Annotated in this window: 20 protein-coding genes and 1 pseudogene; 12 read left to right on the top strand and 9 right to left on the bottom strand. The window is 30.4% G+C overall.

Features of this window, described 5'->3' with window-relative positions:
• The first annotated feature begins 2 nt into the window (after nucleotides 1-2).
• From ACTQYZ_RS03320 to ACTQYZ_RS03280, 9 genes and pseudogenes are all read left to right on the top strand, one after another.
• The gene (locus ACTQYZ_RS03320; protein ID WP_441020597.1) at nucleotides 3-1,313 is read left to right on the top strand and encodes a BglG family transcription antiterminator; all 1,311 of its coding nucleotides are present in this window, start codon (nucleotides 3-5) and stop codon (nucleotides 1,311-1,313) included.
• 1 nt (nucleotide 1,314) lies between these two features.
• Nucleotides 1,315-1,785, top strand: a complete 471-nt coding sequence (locus tag ACTQYZ_RS03315; RefSeq protein ID WP_441020598.1) for a PTS sugar transporter subunit IIA — start codon at nucleotides 1,315-1,317, stop codon at nucleotides 1,783-1,785.
• Between the two features lie 10 nt (nucleotides 1,786-1,795).
• Complete coding sequence (locus ACTQYZ_RS03310) at nucleotides 1,796-2,134, top strand: PTS fructose transporter subunit IIB (RefSeq protein ID WP_441416014.1); 339 nt, start codon at nucleotides 1,796-1,798, stop codon at nucleotides 2,132-2,134.
• A gap of 23 nt (nucleotides 2,135-2,157) precedes the next feature.
• Nucleotides 2,158-3,129: a fructose-specific PTS transporter subunit EIIC gene (locus ACTQYZ_RS03305; protein ID WP_441416013.1), complete on the top strand. Its 972-nt coding sequence runs from the start codon at nucleotides 2,158-2,160 to the stop codon at nucleotides 3,127-3,129.
• A 105-nt stretch (nucleotides 3,130-3,234) separates the two neighbouring features.
• Nucleotides 3,235-3,501, top strand: a complete 267-nt coding sequence (locus tag ACTQYZ_RS03300; RefSeq protein ID WP_441020601.1) for an HPr family phosphocarrier protein — start codon at nucleotides 3,235-3,237, stop codon at nucleotides 3,499-3,501.
• Between the two features lie 23 nt (nucleotides 3,502-3,524).
• The gene (locus ACTQYZ_RS03295; protein WP_441416012.1) at nucleotides 3,525-4,013 is read left to right on the top strand and encodes a hypothetical protein; all 489 of its coding nucleotides are present in this window, start codon (nucleotides 3,525-3,527) and stop codon (nucleotides 4,011-4,013) included.
• A pseudogene (locus ACTQYZ_RS03290) lies at nucleotides 3,986-4,555 on the top strand (NAD(P)-dependent oxidoreductase). Before ACTQYZ_RS03295 ends, ACTQYZ_RS03290 begins: the two are co-directional and overlap by 28 nt.
• Nucleotides 4,556-4,564: 9 nt before the next feature.
• Nucleotides 4,565-5,227 (top strand): class II fructose-bisphosphate aldolase, encoded by a 663-nt coding sequence (locus tag ACTQYZ_RS03285; protein WP_441416011.1) that lies wholly within the window; start codon nucleotides 4,565-4,567, stop codon nucleotides 5,225-5,227.
• Nucleotides 5,228-5,458, top strand: a complete 231-nt coding sequence (locus ACTQYZ_RS03280; RefSeq protein ID WP_441020604.1) for a hypothetical protein — start codon at nucleotides 5,228-5,230, stop codon at nucleotides 5,456-5,458.
• A gap of 60 nt (nucleotides 5,459-5,518) precedes the next feature.
• Here the strand turns inward: ACTQYZ_RS03280 and rpoN are convergent, their stop codons facing one another.
• From rpoN to ACTQYZ_RS03235, 9 genes are all read right to left on the bottom strand, one after another.
• Nucleotides 5,519-6,883: an RNA polymerase factor sigma-54 gene (gene rpoN / locus ACTQYZ_RS03275; RefSeq protein WP_441416010.1), complete on the bottom strand. Its 1,365-nt coding sequence runs from the start codon at nucleotides 6,881-6,883 to the stop codon at nucleotides 5,519-5,521.
• Between the two features lie 182 nt (nucleotides 6,884-7,065).
• Nucleotides 7,066-8,118: a zinc-dependent alcohol dehydrogenase gene (locus tag ACTQYZ_RS03270; RefSeq protein WP_329383214.1), complete on the bottom strand. Its 1,053-nt coding sequence runs from the start codon at nucleotides 8,116-8,118 to the stop codon at nucleotides 7,066-7,068.
• A gap of 28 nt (nucleotides 8,119-8,146) precedes the next feature.
• Nucleotides 8,147-9,310 (bottom strand): iron-containing alcohol dehydrogenase, encoded by a 1,164-nt coding sequence (locus ACTQYZ_RS03265; RefSeq protein WP_441020606.1) that lies wholly within the window; start codon nucleotides 9,308-9,310, stop codon nucleotides 8,147-8,149.
• A gap of 42 nt (nucleotides 9,311-9,352) precedes the next feature.
• A complete protein-coding gene (locus tag ACTQYZ_RS03260; protein WP_441020607.1) occupies nucleotides 9,353-10,231 on the bottom strand; it encodes a class II fructose-bisphosphate aldolase in 879 nt (292 codons plus the stop codon).
• 60 nt (nucleotides 10,232-10,291) lie between these two features.
• Nucleotides 10,292-11,173: a PTS system mannose/fructose/sorbose family transporter subunit IID gene (locus ACTQYZ_RS03255; RefSeq protein WP_441020608.1), complete on the bottom strand. Its 882-nt coding sequence runs from the start codon at nucleotides 11,171-11,173 to the stop codon at nucleotides 10,292-10,294.
• Between the two features lie 12 nt (nucleotides 11,174-11,185).
• Nucleotides 11,186-11,935: a PTS mannose/fructose/sorbose/N-acetylgalactosamine transporter subunit IIC gene (locus ACTQYZ_RS03250; protein ID WP_441416009.1), complete on the bottom strand. Its 750-nt coding sequence runs from the start codon at nucleotides 11,933-11,935 to the stop codon at nucleotides 11,186-11,188.
• 23 nt (nucleotides 11,936-11,958) lie between these two features.
• Nucleotides 11,959-12,456, bottom strand: a complete 498-nt coding sequence (locus ACTQYZ_RS03245; protein ID WP_441020610.1) for a PTS system mannose/fructose/N-acetylgalactosamine-transporter subunit IIB — start codon at nucleotides 12,454-12,456, stop codon at nucleotides 11,959-11,961.
• Nucleotides 12,457-12,503: 47 nt separating this feature from the next.
• The gene (locus ACTQYZ_RS03240) at nucleotides 12,504-12,905 is read right to left on the bottom strand and encodes a PTS sugar transporter subunit IIA (protein ID WP_441020611.1); all 402 of its coding nucleotides are present in this window, start codon (nucleotides 12,903-12,905) and stop codon (nucleotides 12,504-12,506) included.
• A gap of 189 nt (nucleotides 12,906-13,094) precedes the next feature.
• Nucleotides 13,095-15,827, bottom strand: a complete 2,733-nt coding sequence (locus tag ACTQYZ_RS03235) for a sigma 54-interacting transcriptional regulator (protein WP_441416008.1) — start codon at nucleotides 15,825-15,827, stop codon at nucleotides 13,095-13,097.
• Between the two features lie 202 nt (nucleotides 15,828-16,029).
• Here ACTQYZ_RS03235 and ACTQYZ_RS03230 point away from each other — a divergent pair, with 202 nt between their 5' ends.
• The 3 genes from ACTQYZ_RS03230 (at nucleotide 16,030) to ACTQYZ_RS03220 (ending at nucleotide 19,444) form a co-directional block, all read left to right on the top strand.
• Complete coding sequence (locus ACTQYZ_RS03230) at nucleotides 16,030-16,563, top strand: DJ-1/PfpI family protein (protein WP_441020613.1); 534 nt, start codon at nucleotides 16,030-16,032, stop codon at nucleotides 16,561-16,563.
• Nucleotides 16,564-16,608: 45 nt separating this feature from the next.
• Nucleotides 16,609-17,478, top strand: a complete 870-nt coding sequence (locus ACTQYZ_RS03225; protein ID WP_441020614.1) for a B12-binding domain-containing radical SAM protein — start codon at nucleotides 16,609-16,611, stop codon at nucleotides 17,476-17,478.
• A gap of 64 nt (nucleotides 17,479-17,542) precedes the next feature.
• The gene (locus ACTQYZ_RS03220; RefSeq protein WP_441416007.1) at nucleotides 17,543-19,444 is read left to right on the top strand and encodes a GH25 family lysozyme; all 1,902 of its coding nucleotides are present in this window, start codon (nucleotides 17,543-17,545) and stop codon (nucleotides 19,442-19,444) included.
• Nucleotides 19,445-19,484: the final 40 nt, after the last annotated feature.

Genomic DNA, 19,484 nt, shown 5'->3' with positions numbered 1-19,484 from the left:
ATATGTCAAAAGATATAAAATTAAACAACACTGAAATGACATATATTTTACATTATATGATGTCTCAAAATAGAAGATATCTTTCAAGTGATATAAACTCGGCAATATTCAATGATCGAGAAATAGTAAGAAATTTTATTGAAACAGTACAAGAGTTTTTATGCATTGATTTAATCACCGATGATACTTTATTCCAAAATGTTTTAATGCATATAAGTTCAACAATACATAGACTTCTTTTTAACATAAAAGTACAAAATCCTTTATGTAACGATATAAAGAAGAATTATGCAGAAATTTTTAAAGCTTGTAAAATTGGAGGAAGTGCAATAGAGAAAAAACTTAATAAAAAATTAAGTGATGACGAAATAAGTTTTTTAACAATACATATTGCAGCTTCTATAGAAAAACAAAAAAAGAAAAAAAATTTTAATATATTCAGAGCCATCATTGTCTGTTCAAGTGGAATCGGAACAAGTAATATGCTAAAAATGAGACTTATAAACGAATTCCCGAACATATTGGTTGAAAACACATGCTCGGTGGAAGAATACAGAAATACAAATAAAGAAGGAATAGACCTAATAATTTCAACAACACAGTTACCAATAGGAAATAACAATTCAATTATATATGTTTCTCCCCTTCTTAACGAAAAAGATATTTTTAACATTAAAAAGTTCATAAGCAAATTAAGTATAAAAAATAAAGATAATTACAGTTTTGTAGTTGATGATTTAATGGAAATTATATCAAAGAATTGCATTATAGAAAACCACAAAGAACTTGAAATGCAAATTCAAAAATATTTTATAAAAGAAGAAAAAATTACAAATAATAATCAGTATTTATTAAGTGAATTTGCAACAAAAGAACATGTAAAACTAAATGCAGAAGTAAAAGATTATAAAGAAGCAATATTACTAAGCGGAGAAATGATGTATAAAAGCGGTTGTGTAAATCAAAATTATGGCCAGTTAATGTTAAAGGCAAAAGAAATTTTAGGTTCAAACATAGTAATTTCCGATTCAATAGCCCTTCCTCATGCGAAATCAGAAGGTAGTGTAAACAAAACTTCTATGACCTTCATTACATTAAAAGAACCTGTTGCTTTCGGAAATAAAGAATACGATCCTGTAAAACTTGTAATCTCACTTGTAGCAACAAAATCTAACAAACATTTTAAAGCTTTATCGGAGCTTATGGATCTTATAAATGATGAAGAAACATTAAAGAAATTAATAAAATGTACAACATACAATGATTTCATAAATACATTAAAATTTTTCGAAAAAAACTATAAAGGAGTGTGACATGAAAAAAGATATAAATGAAATTTTATGCCTTGAAACAATAGATATAAGTGACAAAGAAATATCAAATAAAGATAATCTTTTTAGCACTATGTCCGATATGTTTTTAAAGGCAGAAAAAATAAAAGATAAAACATCTTTTATCGAAGCTCTTTATGAAAGAGAAAAAACAGGCTCAACATACATGGGAAACGGACTTGCCATACCTCATGGAAAATCTGAAACAGTGCAAAGAGCATCAATAGCATTTTGTAGATTTAAACCCTTTTTATATGACAATAACAAAGAAGAAATGGCTCAAATTGCATTAATGCTTGCAATACCAAAATCAACGGAACAAAAAGAATACATAAGTATGTTAGCAAACATTACAAGACTGTTTTTAGATGAAGATTTTTTAGAAAAACTTAAAACAGAAAAAGATAAAAATATTATTATGCAAGAATTCGAAAAAAGATATAAACAAATTTAGGAGGAAACAAATGAAAGTAGTAGGAATAAGCTCTTGCCCTATGGGAATCGCTCATACATATATGGCAGCAGAAGCAATGAAAAGAGAAGAAAAAAAATATGGAATAGATGTACACATAGAACTTCAAGGACAATTAGGTCCTGAAGATGAATTGACCCAAAAAGAAATTGATGAAGCAGATGCAATAGTGTTCTGTTGTGGTGTTCTTCCAATTGGAGCAGAAAGATTTGACAAACATAAAGATAAAATCGTAGAAGTAGACTATGACAATATTTTAAAACATACCGAAATGATGATAGACAACTTAATCAAAGCTGTTTTTTTAGATGAAAATATAAAGGAAAAATAAATACTTTTATCAGGAGAAAAAAAATGAAAGATAAATTGAAATCATTAGGAAAAGAAATGTACGGAGCAATGATGACGGGTATTTCTTATATGATTCCTGTTGTTGTAGCTGGTGCTATAATTATGGCTTTACCAAACTTTTGGACAGGCGGTGGCGCTGCAGAAGCAAAAGAAGGGTTAGCTTACTATATGTATACATGGGGTAATACATTATTCGGAATGATGTATTATGTACTTGCAATGTTTGTTGCATTTGGTATAGCAGGTAGACCTGCTCTTATAAGTGGATTGGTTGTAGGTTTATTTGCCGTAAATGGAGATAGTGGATTTCTTGGTGCTGTTGTAGGTGGTATATTAGCAGGATATGTAACCAAATATTCAATAAAATGGTTAAAATTACCTGCAATGATGGCATCCGCAAAAACAATATTATTTATACCTATAATCACATCTCTAATTATGTTTATTGCAATGCAATTTGCAATTGATCCTATATGTTCATATCTAATGAATTTAATATATTTATTTGGAGTATGGGTTGAAAGCCTTGGATTTAAACCTTTATTACTGGCAACATTCGGAGCTTGTTTCTGTTTTGGTATGGGAGGCCCTGTTTGTTATGGAATATTCCCATTGACCCTTATCTATATAAACGCAGGAGACGGTGTTGTATGTGCAGCTACAATGGTTACAGCAACATCAGGATATCTTGGAACTGCTATAGCAGTATTATTATTCAAAAAGAAATTTACAAAATCAGAACAAAGTAACGTAGTTGGTTTATTCACAGGATGGATTTGTCAAATAACAGAATTCCAAATTCCATACTTTATGGCAGACCTTAAAGTATTCACTCCTGCTTATATTTTAGCAGGTGCAGTAGGAGGCGCATTGGTAGGATTACTAAATGTTTCTACACCAGCTTTCCATGGTGGAATGTTTACAGCTTTAATGGCAAGTTCAATTCCTAAAATTGCTCTTTGCATATTAGGATAAGCTGCAGTCGTTGTTCTTTGGGTATGGCTATTTAAAAAAGACTTACCTGAAGAAGAAAGAGCATAGACCGAAACAACTATTCTTTTTAGACATAAGGAGAAATAAATGATATATTCAACAACAGTAAAAAATAAAACAGGTATCCATGCAAGACCAGCAAAAATACTGGTAGAAGAAGCCAACAAATATAAATCTAACATCATGATAAAAGCAAATGACATAAAAGTAAGCTGTAAAAGCATAATATCTGTTATGGCTCTCGGAGCTGTAAAAGGAACTAAAGTAGAAATAACAATAAATGGAGAAGACGAGCAAAACGCATATGAAGGAATAAAAAATTTATTTGATAATAACCTTAATGAACCTGAATAAATATTAACCAAGGAAGTGAAATAATGAAAATATTAGTTGCCTGTGATTGCTTTATAACACCAGATATGGTAAGCAAAATAAAAGATTTAGAAAAATATGGTAATGAAGTTGTAATTTTTGAAAACCCAATATTACAATCAAAAGAAGTTTTTACAGAATATATGTTAAAAACAGAAGTGGAAGGGGCAGAATCGGTAGAAGCAGGAGAAGAATTTATTAAACTTGCAGAAGGTGCTGATATTTTAGTCGTACATCTTACACCGGTAAATAAAAAAGTAATAGACAACGCAAAAAAATTAAAACTTGTAGCTGCAATGAGAGGAGGCGTGGATAGTGTAAATGTAGAACTTTTAAAGGAAAAAGGAATACCAACAATACATTCTCCATGGAGAAGCTCTTATGCAGTAGCAGACTTTACGGTAGGAATGATGATTAGCGAAGTTAAAAATATAGCTAAAAGCCATCATCTTTTAATGGAAGGGAAATGGCAAAAGATTATCCAAATGATATAAATTATATAGATATTAGAAACATAACAATAGGCCTAATCGGCTTTGGATACATAGGACAAGGAGTAGCACAAAACTTAAGTGGCTTTGGGTGTAAAATTCTTGTTCATGATCCATTTTTAAGCGATGAAAAAGTAAAAGATTTAGGAGGAAATCCTGTCAATCTTGATGAACTATTAGAAAAATGCGATATCATATCTCTTCACTTAAGATACTCAGAAAAAACAAAAAATTTTATAGGCAAAGACGAATTTAACAAAATGAATAAAATGACAACATTAATTAATACGGCAAGAGCCGGTCTTGTTGACCAAGAAGCAATGATTGATGCATAAAAAAATAAAAAAATTCTAGGAGCTGCAGTAGATGTGTTCGATGAAGAACCTCTAAGCGAAGATAATCCATATATTAAGCTTGATAATATAACCCTTACTCCTCATTTAGCTGGAACTTCAAAAAATACTTTATCTAACGCAGTAGAAATTGTTGCTGAAGATTTAAAAAGATATTTTAACAATGAAGATATGAAATGCATAGTAAGGTAGGTAGACATTATGTTAGTAACAATGAAAGAAATCCTTGATAATGCAAATAAAGAAAATTATGCTGTTGCCGCACCAAACGTAATAACAGAACTAGATACAAGAGCATTTATAGAAGCTGCAGAAGAACTAAAAGCCCCATTAATTTTAGATTACGCATACGGAATGCACCCTGACACATATTTTATAGGCAAAATATGCACAATACTTGCAAAAGAATCTAATGTTCCCATAGCGGTTAATTTTGACCATGGAGGAGATAAAAAATATATTCTCGAAGCTATAAGAGCAGGATTTACTTCAGTGATGGTAGACAGATCAGCTCTTCCTTTTGAAGACAACATAAGAGAAGTAAAGGAAATAGTTGATTTAACCCATAGTCTTGGAGTAAGCGTAGAAGCAGAACTTGGACACGTTGGACAAGCGTCAAATTATGGAATTGACAGGAATTCAGCTCTTACAAGTGTTGAGGAAGCTGTTGAATACGTAAAAAGAACAAACGTAGACTGTTTGGCAGTTGCAATCGGAACTGCTCACGGGGCTTATCCAAAAGGATTTAAACCTGAAATTGATTTTAAAAGACTAGAAGAAATAAAAAAAACATTACCTGATTTACCTTTAGTACTTCATGGCTCATCAGGAACGGATTTAGAATCTTTAAGAAAAGTATGCTAAATGGGTATAAATAAAGTAAATATAGCAAATGATGTATGTAGAGGTGCTGTTGATGCCTTAAAAGATGCAGACCTTGAAGGTTCGGGAGCATACGATGTATATAGAGTTGCCAGAGAAGGAGTTAAGAAAGTTCTTATGGATATGATGGATATATACGGATGTATAGGTAAAGCTTTTAAAGTAAAAAACCCTGGACTTAATACAGGAATGACATCTATGGAAGAAAAATAGTAAAAATTTATGATATAATACTCCTTTAAAATTAAAAAAGCAGAAGTAAAACTTCTGCTTTTAATCTTTTCTTCTTATTGTTGTTGAAGGAATACCCATTTGTCCCCTATATTTATTAACGGTTCTTCTTGAAATTGCATACCCTTTTTCCTTTAACATTTTAGATATTTTTTCATCACTAAAAGGCTTCTTCTTATCTTCGTTTTCGATAATGATTTTTATTTGATTTTTTATTTCATCATCAGTGCATTCATTTGAATTTAATTCACTGTTACCACCAACTGTCTGTTTGAAAAAGGACTTAAGAGGAAATACACCTCTTTTTGTTTCTACATATTTTTCATTTACTATCCTGCTTACGGTAGAAACATTTATATCACACTCATTTGCTATATCAGACATTTTTAGAGGTTTTAAATTACCACTTTTTAGAAATTCACTTTGAACCTTAAATATCTCTTCGGTAACCTTAAGCATATTTTCTTTTCGTTTTTTTACTGCACTTATTATAAACAAGGCCTTATCATAATGCTCTTTATAAAAACTCGATAAATCCTTGTCATTTGCAAAACGACTCATTTCTATTAAAGAACTTTTATCCATTTGTATTGAAGGAGTGTTATCTTCAATTAAAGATACTATAATTTTCCCATTCTTTTCAACGACCCTAAGCTCAGGATATATGTATAAATTATTCTCATCTTCAATAAACTCACTAGCTATATTCAAGTTACAAGACTTTATATCTTCTATCAAATCATTAATATAATCTATGTCAAAACCTGTTTTTAAATGTATTGAATTTATTTTACTATAAGCAATATTTTCCATATAGCTGTTTAATAATATAGAATGTTCTTCTTTATAAATTCCTTTTTCTTTAAGTTGTATTTCGATTCTCTCAATTGGGCTTTTAGCACAGACACCACAAGGAGAAAAAGACTGTAAAATATTTATATATCTAATAATACTTTCTTCTTTTAAAGATAAAACAGAACTTACTGTTTTAGTATCTATATTCAAGTATCCTTTTGAGTCAACATCATTTATTAAATATTCCAAATAAAACTTATCGTCTTTATTTATATCTAAAAGCCCTACTTGAAATAATAAATTTTCTTTTAAAGTCTGTCCTGATAAATCCTTTGCAATACTTTCGTTAAATCCGCTGTTAGAAGTGAAAACATAAGAGTTCCCATCATCTTCCTCGCTTTCAGTTATTATAGATTCTTCCCTTTCCATAGATCCTGTAATATCTTTTTTTATGGGATTTTCATATTCAATAAAAATATTCAAATCAGCCTCATTTTCTATAAAAGAACTGAGTTCAAAGACATTAAAATGTAAAAGTTGTATAGCCTGTTTCATTTCATGTGTCATTACTAGCTGCTGCTTTTGTTTTTGAGATTGCTCTAACTTTATCATAAACCTTTCCTCCTGATACCATATATAACATATATTAAAATTTATTGCTACAAAATTAATTATAAAAACACACCAATTATTTACATAAGTTTATAACAGCACCAAAAGGAACTATATTACATAGTTCCTTTGACAATTTTAATTTTAAAGTATTTATTATTTTTATTCGAACATTTTTATAATTAATCTTGAAGTAGTACGCTTACTCTATACATACCAGGTTTTGAAGCCATTTCAAATGCTTTTTGTACATCATCAAGTTTAAATTTAGTTGGCTCAATAATTTTTGAAACATCTACGCTTCTATCACTTAACATTCTTCCAGCTGTGAAGAAGTCAATTGAATCTGCTGCAAATGTACCGATTAGTTCAAGTCTCTTATAATGAACTAAGTTTGAATCAAACTCAAGCTGTGGAGCAGGATATCCGGCAGCAAAGAATAATACTCTTCCGTCTGTTGGTTTTAACATTTCAATAGCTTGATTATTTGCAAGTGTTAAACCTACAGCAACAATAACTGCATCGGCGCCTACACCGCCTGTAAGTTTTTTAACTTCTTCAACTGGGTCACAGTTACCTGCATCGATAACTTCAAAGCCCATAGCTTTAGCAGTTTCAAGTTTCTTTTCCATTACTTCTGAAACAATAACTCTACATCCGTTTGCTTTTGCAGCTTGTGCATTAACAAGCCCCATTGTACCTGCACCTATGATTACTACATTTTCCATAGGTTTTACTCTTAATTTTTTAAGTCCTTTTACAACAGTTGCCAATGGTTCAAGGAAAGCAGCTTCGCTAGGAGATAAATCTTTACTTACTTTGATAACGCTTCTTGCATTTCTAACAGCATAATTTGCAAAACCAAAAGCACCTAAATAACCATCTTCTGTTCTTCCTGTTATAGAAGTATCGGTACAATGTAAAACATCACCTTTTCTACAAGATTCACATTCTCCGCATCCATCATAAGCCATTGCAACTCTGTCTCCGATTTCAAAATCCATTACTTTTTTGCCTTTTGCTACGATTGTACCAGAGCCTTCATGACCGCCTGCCATAGGATAGCCTTGATGTTCTCTAAGTCCTAACCATTGACCATAGTCTGTTGTACATATATTACAAGCTTCTTGTTTAATTAAAACTTGTCTGTCTCCAAGTTCAGGTAAAGGTCTTGTTCTAACTTCTGCATGTCCTTTTTCTGTTAAAACTGAAAATTTCATTTCTTTTATGTCCATTTTTATTTCTCCTTTTTACCATATAATTTTATTCTAAAGCACTTTTATAAATATTGATTACATCTTCTTTGCTTAGTGAAACGAATCCTCCTACATTACCGTTCTTTGTGCATTTTTCTGCCATTTCAACGATTTTTTCATCCCCTACGTTTACGTCTTTTAGAGATGTAGGTTGACCAACTGATTCAAAGAATTCTTTTGTTTTTGCAATACCTGCAAGAGCTGTTTCTTCAGGATCATCATAATTTTGTCTGATTCCCCAAACCTCTACTGCATATCTTACAAAACGCATTACATCATGTTTATATACATATTTCATCCAATGAGGAAGAATAAGCGCAAGTGTTGTTCCATGAGTAATTTTATATTCACCGCTAAGTTCATGACCTATCATATGAGCGCCCCAGCATTCGTCTCTGCCTACTCCTAAAATTCCGTTATGAGCAATTGTTCCAGCCCACATTATTTCTGCTCTTGCTTCATAATCTTTTGGATCTTTTAAAACTTTATATACATTGTCAATAATTGTTTTAATTGTGCTTTCACATAATCTGTCAGTAAATTCAACATGTTTTGTGTTTGTAAAATATCTTTCAAATACATGAGATATAATATCTACACAACCTGCTGTTGTTTGGAATGGAGGAAGAGAATATGTAAGTTCAGGATTCATAACTGCAAATACAGGTCTGATTCTTACATCGTCAATAGCTCTTTTTGAGTTGCCGTTTGTTAAAATTGCAGATATACTCGCTTCACTTCCTGTTGCAGGAATTGTAAGAACAACACCTACTGGCAAAGTATCGTTTATTGTTCCAACTCCTTCATAAATATCCCATACATCACCGTCGTAATAAACACCTACACCGATTGATTTTGCAGTGTCAATAACGCTTCCGCCGCCTACTGCTAAAATAAAATCAATGTTTTCTTTTTTACAAATTTCAATACCTTCTCTTACAAGTTCAACTTCGGGATTTGCTTTAACACCGCTTAATTCTATAAATTCTAAATTTTCTTCATTTAAAGAATTTACAACAGAATCATATAAACCAGTTGTTTTTAAATAATCCCCGCCGTCATTTACAAATAATACTTTTTTACCATATTGTTTTATTTCACTGCCTACAGTTTTTTCGGTTTCTTTACCGAAAATAAACTTAGTATCACATAAAAAATTAAAGTTGTTCATAATATCTCCTTATACAGTTTATTTTAATTAATTTTTTATAAATTAAGCTTTTCCGTTTGAACCAAAAAGTTTAATGTAATGTTCTAAAGATTCAACAAAACCGTCTTTTGCGGCAATTGAAATATCGCATAAATTAGCTTTTAAGTTACCAAATTCACCTTTTGAACCGTCTTGTTTCATACCGTCCCAGTCAAAGTCAAGATATTTAACCATTGCATTTAATGCTGCTGTACTTAAGTCTGTAAATAAGTTAACTTTTTGAATACCTGTTTGTACTGCTTTTTGTAAGTTATCATCTCCTGTACCTGAACCACCATGTAATACAAGAGGAATATCAATTGATTTACTTAAATCATCTAATAATTCAAACTCTAAATGTGGAGTTCCCTTATATGTACCATGTGATGTTCCAACTGCAACAGCAAGACAATCAACACCTGTTAAATCAATATATCTTAAAGCATCTTCTTTTTTTGTAAGACCAGCATCTCTTGTTTGTTCATATTCAAAGCCTTGTCCTACATGTCCAAGTTCAGCTTCAACAGAAACATCAGCGCCATGGGCAATTTTTACAACTTCTTTTACTTCTCTTACATTTTCATCAAATTCAAGAGTTGATCTATCTATCATTACAGATGTAAAACCATATTTAATCGCATGAACAATCTCTTCAAAAGGACCGCCATGGTCTAAGTTTAATGCTGCCACAACATGTGGGTATTTTCTTTCATAAAATCTTACGATATCCGCAGTTTCTTCAAGGAAAGGAAGTCCGGCACAATCTAAAATAATTGGAGAGTTTAATTTATCAGCAGCCTCGTAACAAGCTTTTACACTAATATCGTTATAAACATTTGGCGCCGCAACCCCATACTTTCCTTCTTTAGCTTTCTTTAAAATGTCATCCATTCTGACTAACATATCCGTCTAAATCCTCCTAAAAATTCATCTAATTTATCTATTATTTATATATGTATCCTATTAGAATAATCCTATCATTGCACCTAAAATTGATATTGCAACTATACCGATTGAAATAAGTCCATATTTTTGTGTTTTATTTTTAAGAATGTAATAAATACCAAATACAACACCAAGAGGTAATAATCCAGGAGCAATACTATCCAAGATACCTTGAATTGTCATTTCTGCACCACCAACTGTAAAGGCTATTGGAATAGTTAATTTAACATAACTTGATGCTAAAGCACCCATCATGAATAACCCTAAAATAGCTGTACCTGAAATAAGTTCATTAATCCAACCAGATTGAAGAATATTCTTAACTGATTCTTTTCCAAGTTTGTATCCCATATTCCATAAATATTTACCAATTAAGAATGTAATGATTGTGAATACAAATGGAATAATCGCACCTAATACACTACCTGTTATACCAAAAGTAACCGCAATACCTGCAATAATTGTTTTTAAAGTACCCCAGTCAATGGTGTCTCCAATACCTGCAAGAGGTCCCATTAAACCTGTCTTAATACCTGTAATTGCATTTTCTCTCATTTCTCTATCGCCGTCATGAAGTTCTTCTTCCATGGCAATAACCATACCGTGAATAGGTGTTCCCCATGTACCTTGAGTATTAAAGAAGTTTAAGTGATTTTTCAAAGCGTAACTTAAATCTTCTTTTTTCTTATATAACTTTTTAAGAATTGGTATCATTGAATAACAAAATGGAATACCTTGCATTCTTTCATATGAGCTTGCAACTTCTACATCAACCCACCATCTGAAAAATGCTTTATTAATATCTTTTTGTGTTATTTTTTCTGATTGTTCTTCTTTATTTTCAACAACTTCATTAACTTCTTCGTTAACTAAATTTTTTTCCATATTTTCTTGTTTCATTTTAATCTCCTTTTAGGTTGTAGTATTTTGATTTTCTCTTCTTAAGAAGATGATAAGTAATGCCATACATGTTCCGAATATTGCAGCTGCCATTACACTAATTTGTAAGTATTGAACCATAAAGAATCCTAAAATAAAGAATGGTAAATATGTTTTCTTTCCAATAATAAATACTGTAATAGCAAAACCAAGTGCAGGTAATACTCCGCCTGTAACTTCTAAACCATGAGTTAACCAAACAGGTATAGCCGCTAAAATATTTTCAACAACACCTGCTCCAAAGTAATTAGCTAAAAATACAGGTGGGAATCTTAAGAAAAATCCTAAAATTAAAGGAAATAATATCGCACATTTTTCTATTCCTTTAATATTACATTCTTCTGCATATTTATCTGCTTTGTGAGCAAAACTTGCTTGAATTGTTCTTCTAATTTGATCTTGTAATACACCAAGTAAACCAAAAGGAATTGCAAGTGTAACTGCTGTTGCAGCAGGAATATTTGAAACTAAAGCTATTGGAATAGCAATAACGCCTGCTAAACTTTCATCTGCTGGAATATTTGCTCCGGCAACAACCATACCAAGATATACCATTTCTAGAGATGCACCTATAATCATTGCTTTTGCAACATCTCCATATACTAAACCAAAAGGCAGTGCCATAACGATTGGTTGGCAAATCGCCCAGTGGAATGTATAACCTAATTTACTTTGACTAATCCAGTACCAAAGACCGGCCATAAGCGATAATGTTAATAACATAATTTTTTCTCCTTAATTGCTTCTTATTTTTTTTCTTCAAATTTTTTAATCATATTTTCATAGTTCATTTTTGGTTCTTCAGGAATAATATGTATATTTATTTCAACTCCTGCATCATGAAGTTCTTTTAATTTTGAAACGTCATCTTCATCAAATGATACTGCTCTTAAAATAACAGTTCTACCCGGAGCACTTGGAAGTCCTCCAATTTGAATATTTTCAATATTAACTCCCTCATTTTTAAGTCTGTAACATGTTTTAATATCTTTAAATAAAATTAATAAACTTCCGTTTCCAAGTTCATTTTCCATCCAGCCCTTTTTAGCATCTTCAACGCTAAGTATTTCTACGCTAACGTCTTTTGGAGCTGCCGTTGTATAGATAATAGACATAAAGTCATCTTTTGCAAGTTCATCATCAACGATGATTATTCTGTTCGCACCTGACATTTTTAACCATTTTGTTATTACCTGCCCGTGAATAAGTCTGCTGTCGATTCTAACAAGATTAATTTTTGCCATTTTTACCTCCTCCTTTTATTTTTTACGAATAATGACAATATAAAAAATTAATTAAACATAAGATTTCTTAAATCTTTAATTCCTTGAAGAGATGAATCTTTTGCAATATTTACCAAATCTTTTAAGGAATTATTTTCTCTTGAAGCAATTGCTTCGATTAGCATAGGTAAGTTTACACCGGTCAAGCATTCGATATTGTCAGAACCTTTTATATTCTTACCTGTTACGTTGCAAGGACTTCCGCCAAGCAAATCAACCATTACAAGAACTCCGCTTCCATCATCAAGCTCGGCTGATTTTTTTGCCACCTTTTGTTCAAGTTCATTAATATCATCCCCATGATTTAAAGATAACGCATCTATTTTTTCTTGATGCCCGATAATTAACTCGCTGCTTTTTACTAATTCTATTCCGGCATTTCCATGTGTTACTACTAATATCCCAATCATGAATTTACCCCCTTTCATTTTTCTTTTATTATTTGCCATATATAATGCAAAAAGCGTGCCAACTTTTGTGTGTAATTAGAATTTATAAAAAAATAAGCCAAATAACAGGTATTTGACTTAAAAAAAATTTTAAAAAATTTTTTATAATTATACTGTGTAAGTTTTACTGTAAAATAATTTTACTGTGTATTAATGTAAAAGCTCTATTATATAAGAAATTTCATCCTTTGGTATAAAAATATTAAAATCTTCTTCGCATTTAAAGAACGCTTCTTTTATTATTTTATACTCTTCCTTATGTTCTTCTATAAATTCGACTGCATTAAGATGTGGAATAGATTCGTTTTTTATAACTCTTTCAAGCATACATCCGGTATGCATAATAAATCTTAAAAATACATCTTTCCCTACAGGAAGTGCCAATTTTGAAAATATATCATTAAAAGCATCAACTAGAAGTACACTTGCTTTTTCATAATTTAAAAATGTAAGTATATTTTTTAAGGTTTCTTTAACAACCGTTTTATTAATAATTGTATCCTCTTGTTTTTGAATATACTTCTGTCCATTTAACAACTGATGTAGAATACTTATTCCGTTTCCTACAATAAGCTCATTTATAGGAATAAATGGAACATTATTAATTTTTAAATCCACTGTTCCAACAACAGCTATAACATCGCTTATTCCTTTTTCTTCTAAAGCCTTGTCAATATTGTCTGCACTTAATATATCCAAATGTTTTATTACTACATTATATTTATTTACATCAATGGATTCTTTTATTATATTTTCAATTTTTACTGCAACACCTTTTCCTGAAATACAGGTTGTTATAATTGTTTTTTGTTTTTCATAAGGTGCAGGTAAAACACTTATTTTACTGTGTAAATTTTGATAAATATTTTCTAAATCATTTTTTAAGGAAATTAGATCCGTATCTCTTAGGCTTGCCTTTCTGACTGCCTCTATAACAAGTAAAGTAGACACCATTTCTACAGTACAAATATTCTTTCCTGTTTTTTTCATGGCCATTTCTCCCATCATATTAAGAGAACCCATATCTACAAGAAGAAGTACCCCTCTGCCCTCATCGGTATCATTTATCATATCGCAAAGGTTATTTAATGCAGTGCTTGTACTCATATCCATAGGCATATCCAAAGCTCTGCAATGGTGCGTATTTAATAAATTATTTACAAAATCAGCCATACTGCTTGCTGTAGAGTTTCCGTGAGCCATTACAATAACGCCTATATTACTTTTGTTTTCTATTTCTTCCGGCGCACATAAAAACATAGTTAAAAATCCAATTTCATGTTTTGGAATTTTTATACTCAAATCCTCTTCCAATAAAGCAAAAATAAATTTGGCAATCTTTAGTTCCTTTGGATTATTTAGTACAATTTCATTTATCTTATCATTTTTTATGTATGTTCCGTTTGAAACTCTTGTAACCATTGAATTAATATGCATTATCATTCCTATTTTTATTCTGTCAGAAAGCTTTCTCCCAAGCTTCATTTCCGCAAATTGAATTGCATCTTCACAAGTTTCCAATACCTTAATATCAACGATTTTTAATAAACTTTCTTTGTGAATATCTCTTTCATCTATTTTGTATTTTTCAAAAATTTGATTGAAATATTCGTCTAAATCAGAATTTATTATATTGCTTATCTCCATGCTACTTCTTCCCATTTTGATAAAATCGTTATATTTATCATTGATATGAGCAACAAGGTTGGAATCACTATTTTGTTCTACTGCAAATTCTTTATTATTAAAATAATGATATTCTTCCGAATTTTTGATAAAGTCAATCAAATCATTTTTATTTTTTGAATATAAAAGACCTTCTTGTATATGTTCAGGAAGTATTGATGTACAAATTTCCACGTATTTTTTATTGTGCACTTTATAATCCAAAAAGCCTCTTGCACACAAAAGTTGAATATCAGCTTTAAGCTGTCCGACATTACCCTTACACTCATATAATAAAAGAGCAATCAAAGCATCTTTATTAACTCTTATGGAAACATCCATATTTGTCTGCTCACTTGACAATATGCTTTCTATAAGCTGCAATCTTTCAGATAAATGCCTTTCTTTTAACGAAGGAAGATTAATTGTAACAGGCATTCTTCTTAAAAAAGTTTGAAGCAAAGAAGCATTTATATCTTCGGTGGTTGCACCAATAATAAGAACATCTGCTTTTCTTTGTCCTCCTGTTTCTCCAAGTCTTCTAAATACATGCTTATCCATTAACATAAACAGTAATTCTTGACACTCGGGAGAAAGTCTATGAATTTCATCTAGGAAAAGAACTCCGCCGTTCGCTTCATCAATAAGTCCGATTTTCTCTTTATCTGCACCCGTAAAAGCTCCTTTAATATGACCAAAAAGCTGAGACATTACAAGTTGAGGATTTTCTGCATATTCAGCGCAGTTAAAAACAACAAATTTTGCATCGCTATCTATTGTTTTCATTTCCATGGCATATTCATATATTTTTTCCGCAAAAGTACTTTTTCCTGTACCTGTGGGACCTGTAATTAAAGTATGAAGCCCTCTTGGCGGATATAATACTGCTGACTTTGCCTGCTCAATATGAGATTTTAAAGATGAGTTAAAACCAATTAGATTTTTAAAAGGATCCATATCTTCTATATCATTATTTTTTTCGTTTATAAAATTATTGTATATTTCTTTTTCAACAAACTTTACGGGTCTTCCATCTAATTTTATAATTTTTTCTTCTTTCACAAGTTCGTTAAGATACCTACTTGTATTACTTCTATCAGCATTAATTAGCTCAGATATTTCACTGGCATCAAGACCAATATCTTCTACATTTTTTACATTTTCTCGTTTATATTGATATTTTCTTAAAATATCATATACTAACTCCTTTCTGTTCATAAGTTCACCTCTCCATTTTACACACTCGATATTCTATATATAATATAATACACACTATCTATATATAAATCAACAAATATATTTTATTCGTTTACACATATTAAATAAATATTATATACATAAAACCTATCCCCTATTATCAAGAATAAGTGATATAATATAATTATTAATATGATAATAATGATAAAGGAGATATATAAATATGAAAGTATGTATGGTAATAACAGACGGATTTGAAGAAGTTGAAGCAATCGGAACATATGCAATTTTAAGAAGAGGCGGAGTTGAAGTTGATATTTATTCACTACTTGATAAAGATGCAACAGGAAGATTCGGGCTTACATGCACAAATTTAAAACCTTTCTCAAAACTAAACGGTGATGATTACAGTGCTTTAATATTACCTGGCGGTCCGGAATATGTTGCAATAGAAGCAAGTAAAGAAGTACAAGCCTTAATAAAAGAATTTAATGATAAAAATAAATTAATATGTGCAATTTGTGCTGGTCCTACTATTTTAGGTAGAGGTGGATACTTAAAAAACAAAAATTACACATGTTTTACATCAATGAATGAAGATTTTGGTGGAACATATGTAGATAAATATGTTGTAAAAGATAAAAACTTTATAACAGGAAGATCTGCAGCAGCCAGTATTGATTTTGGATTTAAAATTCTAAAAGCATTAGAAGGCGAAGAAAAAGAAAAGGAAATAAAAGAAGAAATATACTATTAAGAAGCTTCATAATGAAGCTTCTTATTTTAACAAGAAGGAGATAATATGAGATACGAAGGAATTGTATACAGACCACCAAGCGAAGCATATAGCCTTATTGTTCAAGTAACAATAGGATGTTCACAAAACAGCTGTACTTTTTGCAGTATGTATAAAGATAAAAAATTCAGAATAAGAAATTTAAATTATATACTTGCAGATTTAAGCGAAGCAAGAAGGACATATGATAATGTAGAAAAAATATTTTTAGCTGACGGTGATGCATTATTTAGCGACATGGAAACTTTAAACGAAGTTCTAGATTATATAAAAGAAACTTTTCCGGAATGCAAGCAAGTATCATGTTATGCAACAGCAAAAAGTATTTTATTTAAAAAGCCAAGAGATTTAAGAGTATTAAAAGAAAAAGGATTAAAACTTTTATATATAGGACTTGAATCAGGAAGTGACACAATACTAAAGAAAGTTAAAAAAAGAACGTCTGCAAAAGAAATGATAAAAGCAGCAAAACAAGCTAAAGATGCAGGACTAAAAATATCTGTGACTGTTATATCTGGTCTTGGAGGATGTGAATTATGGGAAGAACATGCCATTAAAACTGCAGAAGTTTTATCTGAAATGGATCCTGAATATATAGGACTATTAACCCTTATGGTTGAAGATGATACAGTATTAAAACAACAAATTGAAAATGGCGAATTTAATTTATTGGAACCTAAGGATATTTTAAAAGAGACAAAATTGTTAATTGAAAATCTACACTGCTCAAATGCAGTATTTCGTTCAAATCATGCCTCAAACTATTTAAACTTAAGAGGTACTTTAAATAAAGATAAAGAAGAATTATTAAAAACAGTTGATCAAGCAATAAATGGAGAAATGACTTTAAAACCAGAATATTTAAGAGGGTTATAAAAAGCTTTACTTTAAGATTATTTATGTTATACTAAATCAAAATGTTTAAAAGGAATGGGAAATAATGAAGAAAATTTTAACTTTAATTTTAACAATATTTTTTACTCTGAATATTTTTATTGTGCCTATTTCAGCACAAACACAAAATACTTCAACTACAACAAATCAAGAATTTGATCAAGAAATTGATAATGAAGTCGAAAACAATATAACAAATAAAGAAAATCAAACTTCAGTAAAGGAAGATGAAAAAAAAGAAGATTCAGATACAACCAAAGAAACTGAAAAACAATCTAATCAAGAAACACAAGGTGTCGAAAAAACACAACCTCAAAATGACACTACATCTTCTCAAAACAGCTTATCAGAAGAAAAAAATATTACTAATGATGACCCTCAACAATTTAGGGCAAACGGAGATATTTCTGATGAATTTTATTTAACAGGTCCAATGGCAAGAAGTGCTAATAACGGTTTTAGTTTAAAAAATCCATATGACAATAAAACATATATTCATAACAATAAATTTAAAGATTATAATGTAACTTATGGTATTGATGTTTCTTATTGGAACGGAACAATTAACTGGCAGAAAGTAAAAAATGACGGAATTAAATATGCGTTTATAAGAGTTGGTTATAGAGGATATGGAAAATCAGGAACAATTGATAATGATTCAACATTCAAAAGAAATATCACAGAAGCCCAAAAATATGGTATAAAAGTAGGCGTGTATTTCTTTTCTCAAGCAATAACAACAGCGGAAGCAAGAGAAGAAGCTAATTATACATTGAACAAAATAAAAGGTTATAAAATAGATATGCCGGTTGTAATTGACTATGAATACGCAGGCGGAAATGATGGAAGACTAACAAATGCAAACTTATCAAAAACCGCAGCAACGAATATTGTAATGGAATTCTGTAAAACAGTTAAAAATGCAGGATATACACCAATGGTATACGCAAATTATAGTATGCTTAATTATGATTTAAATAAATCAACAATAGATTCAACATATAAAGTTTGGCTTGCTCATTACACAACATCAACATCATACAGCGGTAAATATGAGTTCTGGCAAAATACAAGCAGCGGCAGTGTCGATGGAATTTCTGGAAAAGTAGATATAGATGTTTGGTATACACAAAAATCAGTTACTCCTTCAATATCTACACCAAAGCTAACTTTCTATTCAAGCAGTGATAATGCAATAAAAGTAACTTGGAATAAAGTAAGCAATGCAACCGGTTATAGAGTTTACAGATATAATTCTAAAACTAAAAAATATGATATATTAAAAGATATAACTTCAGGAAGCACGACAAGTTACACAGATTCAAAACTAAGCAGCGGCACAACATACATTTATAAGATAAGAAGTTTTTATACTGATAAGTCCGGTTCTAGAGTATACAGTAACGCATCTTCCGCAACATATGCAACAACAGATCCAAAAAAAGTTACAGGACTAAAAGTAACTACAACATATACAAATAAAATAAATCTTAAATGGTCAAAAGCATCCGGGGCAAGCGGATACAAAATATACAAATATAATTCTAAATCAAAAAGTTATGTATATCTTGCAACAGTGAAAGGAAATACTTACCAAGATAAAAAAGTATCAAAAAATAAGACTTATTATTACAAGGTAAGAGCCTATAGAACATTAAATAGTAAAAATTACTATGGTTCATATTCATCTTCACTTAAAGCAAAGGCAGTATTAAAAACATACTTATCAATGACCAAAAAAACTGCAAAAGTAAAAGCTTTAGTTTTAAATGTACGAAGTAATGCCGGAACAAACTCCAAAAGAATAACAACTATAACATATAATAAAAAAGTTACGGCTTATGGATATAAAAATGACAGCAAAGGTAAAAGATGGTATAAAGTTACCTTTAAAAAAGGCAAAAAAACATATTATGGATATGTACACAGCAAATATATTAAATTTTAAGAGAGAACAAAATGTTCTCTCTTTTTTTATAAAAAAAAAA

It is taken from the genome of Anaerofustis sp. LCP19S3_F7, assembly GCF_052119445.1.
GTDB lineage: Bacteria > Bacillota > Clostridia > Eubacteriales > Anaerofustaceae > Anaerofustis > Anaerofustis butyriciformans.
This window is presented reverse-complemented; position numbering and strand designations above follow the sequence as displayed.

What these genes read in the sequence shown, in the direction of transcription:
- ACTQYZ_RS03260 (WP_441020607.1), bottom strand. Translation starts at nt 10,231, where the DNA reads ATGTTAGTCAGAATGGATGACATTTTAAAGAAAGCTAAAGAAGGAAAG.
- ACTQYZ_RS03305 (WP_441416013.1), top strand. Translation starts at nt 2,158, where the DNA reads ATGAAAGATAAATTGAAATCATTAGGAAAAGAAATGTACGGAGCAATG.
- ACTQYZ_RS03270 (WP_329383214.1), bottom strand. Translation starts at nt 8,118, where the DNA reads ATGGACATAAAAGAAATGAAATTTTCAGTTTTAACAGAAAAAGGACAT.
- ACTQYZ_RS03250 (WP_441416009.1), bottom strand. Translation starts at nt 11,935, where the DNA reads ATGTTATTAACATTATCGCTTATGGCCGGTCTTTGGTACTGGATTAGT.
- ACTQYZ_RS03315 (WP_441020598.1), top strand. Translation starts at nt 1,315, where the DNA reads ATGAAAAAAGATATAAATGAAATTTTATGCCTTGAAACAATAGATATA.
- ACTQYZ_RS03245 (WP_441020610.1), bottom strand. Translation starts at nt 12,456, where the DNA reads ATGGCAAAAATTAATCTTGTTAGAATCGACAGCAGACTTATTCACGGG.
- ACTQYZ_RS03230 (WP_441020613.1), top strand. Translation starts at nt 16,030, where the DNA reads ATGAAAGTATGTATGGTAATAACAGACGGATTTGAAGAAGTTGAAGCA.
- ACTQYZ_RS03310 (WP_441416014.1), top strand. Translation starts at nt 1,796, where the DNA reads ATGAAAGTAGTAGGAATAAGCTCTTGCCCTATGGGAATCGCTCATACA.
- ACTQYZ_RS03300 (WP_441020601.1), top strand. Translation starts at nt 3,235, where the DNA reads ATGATATATTCAACAACAGTAAAAAATAAAACAGGTATCCATGCAAGA.
- ACTQYZ_RS03220 (WP_441416007.1), top strand. Translation starts at nt 17,543, where the DNA reads ATGAAGAAAATTTTAACTTTAATTTTAACAATATTTTTTACTCTGAAT.
- ACTQYZ_RS03295 (WP_441416012.1), top strand. Translation starts at nt 3,525, where the DNA reads ATGAAAATATTAGTTGCCTGTGATTGCTTTATAACACCAGATATGGTA.
- ACTQYZ_RS03280 (WP_441020604.1), top strand. Translation starts at nt 5,228, where the DNA reads ATGGGTATAAATAAAGTAAATATAGCAAATGATGTATGTAGAGGTGCT.
- rpoN (WP_441416010.1), bottom strand. Translation starts at nt 6,883, where the DNA reads ATGATAAAGTTAGAGCAATCTCAAAAACAAAAGCAGCAGCTAGTAATG.
- ACTQYZ_RS03265 (WP_441020606.1), bottom strand. Translation starts at nt 9,310, where the DNA reads ATGAACAACTTTAATTTTTTATGTGATACTAAGTTTATTTTCGGTAAA.
- ACTQYZ_RS03285 (WP_441416011.1), top strand. Translation starts at nt 4,565, where the DNA reads ATGTTAGTAACAATGAAAGAAATCCTTGATAATGCAAATAAAGAAAAT.
- ACTQYZ_RS03225 (WP_441020614.1), top strand. Translation starts at nt 16,609, where the DNA reads ATGAGATACGAAGGAATTGTATACAGACCACCAAGCGAAGCATATAGC.
- ACTQYZ_RS03240 (WP_441020611.1), bottom strand. Translation starts at nt 12,905, where the DNA reads ATGATTGGGATATTAGTAGTAACACATGGAAATGCCGGAATAGAATTA.
- ACTQYZ_RS03235 (WP_441416008.1), bottom strand. Translation starts at nt 15,827, where the DNA reads ATGAACAGAAAGGAGTTAGTATATGATATTTTAAGAAAATATCAATAT.
- ACTQYZ_RS03320 (WP_441020597.1), top strand. Translation starts at nt 3, where the DNA reads ATGTCAAAAGATATAAAATTAAACAACACTGAAATGACATATATTTTA.
- ACTQYZ_RS03255 (WP_441020608.1), bottom strand. Translation starts at nt 11,173, where the DNA reads ATGAAACAAGAAAATATGGAAAAAAATTTAGTTAACGAAGAAGTTAAT.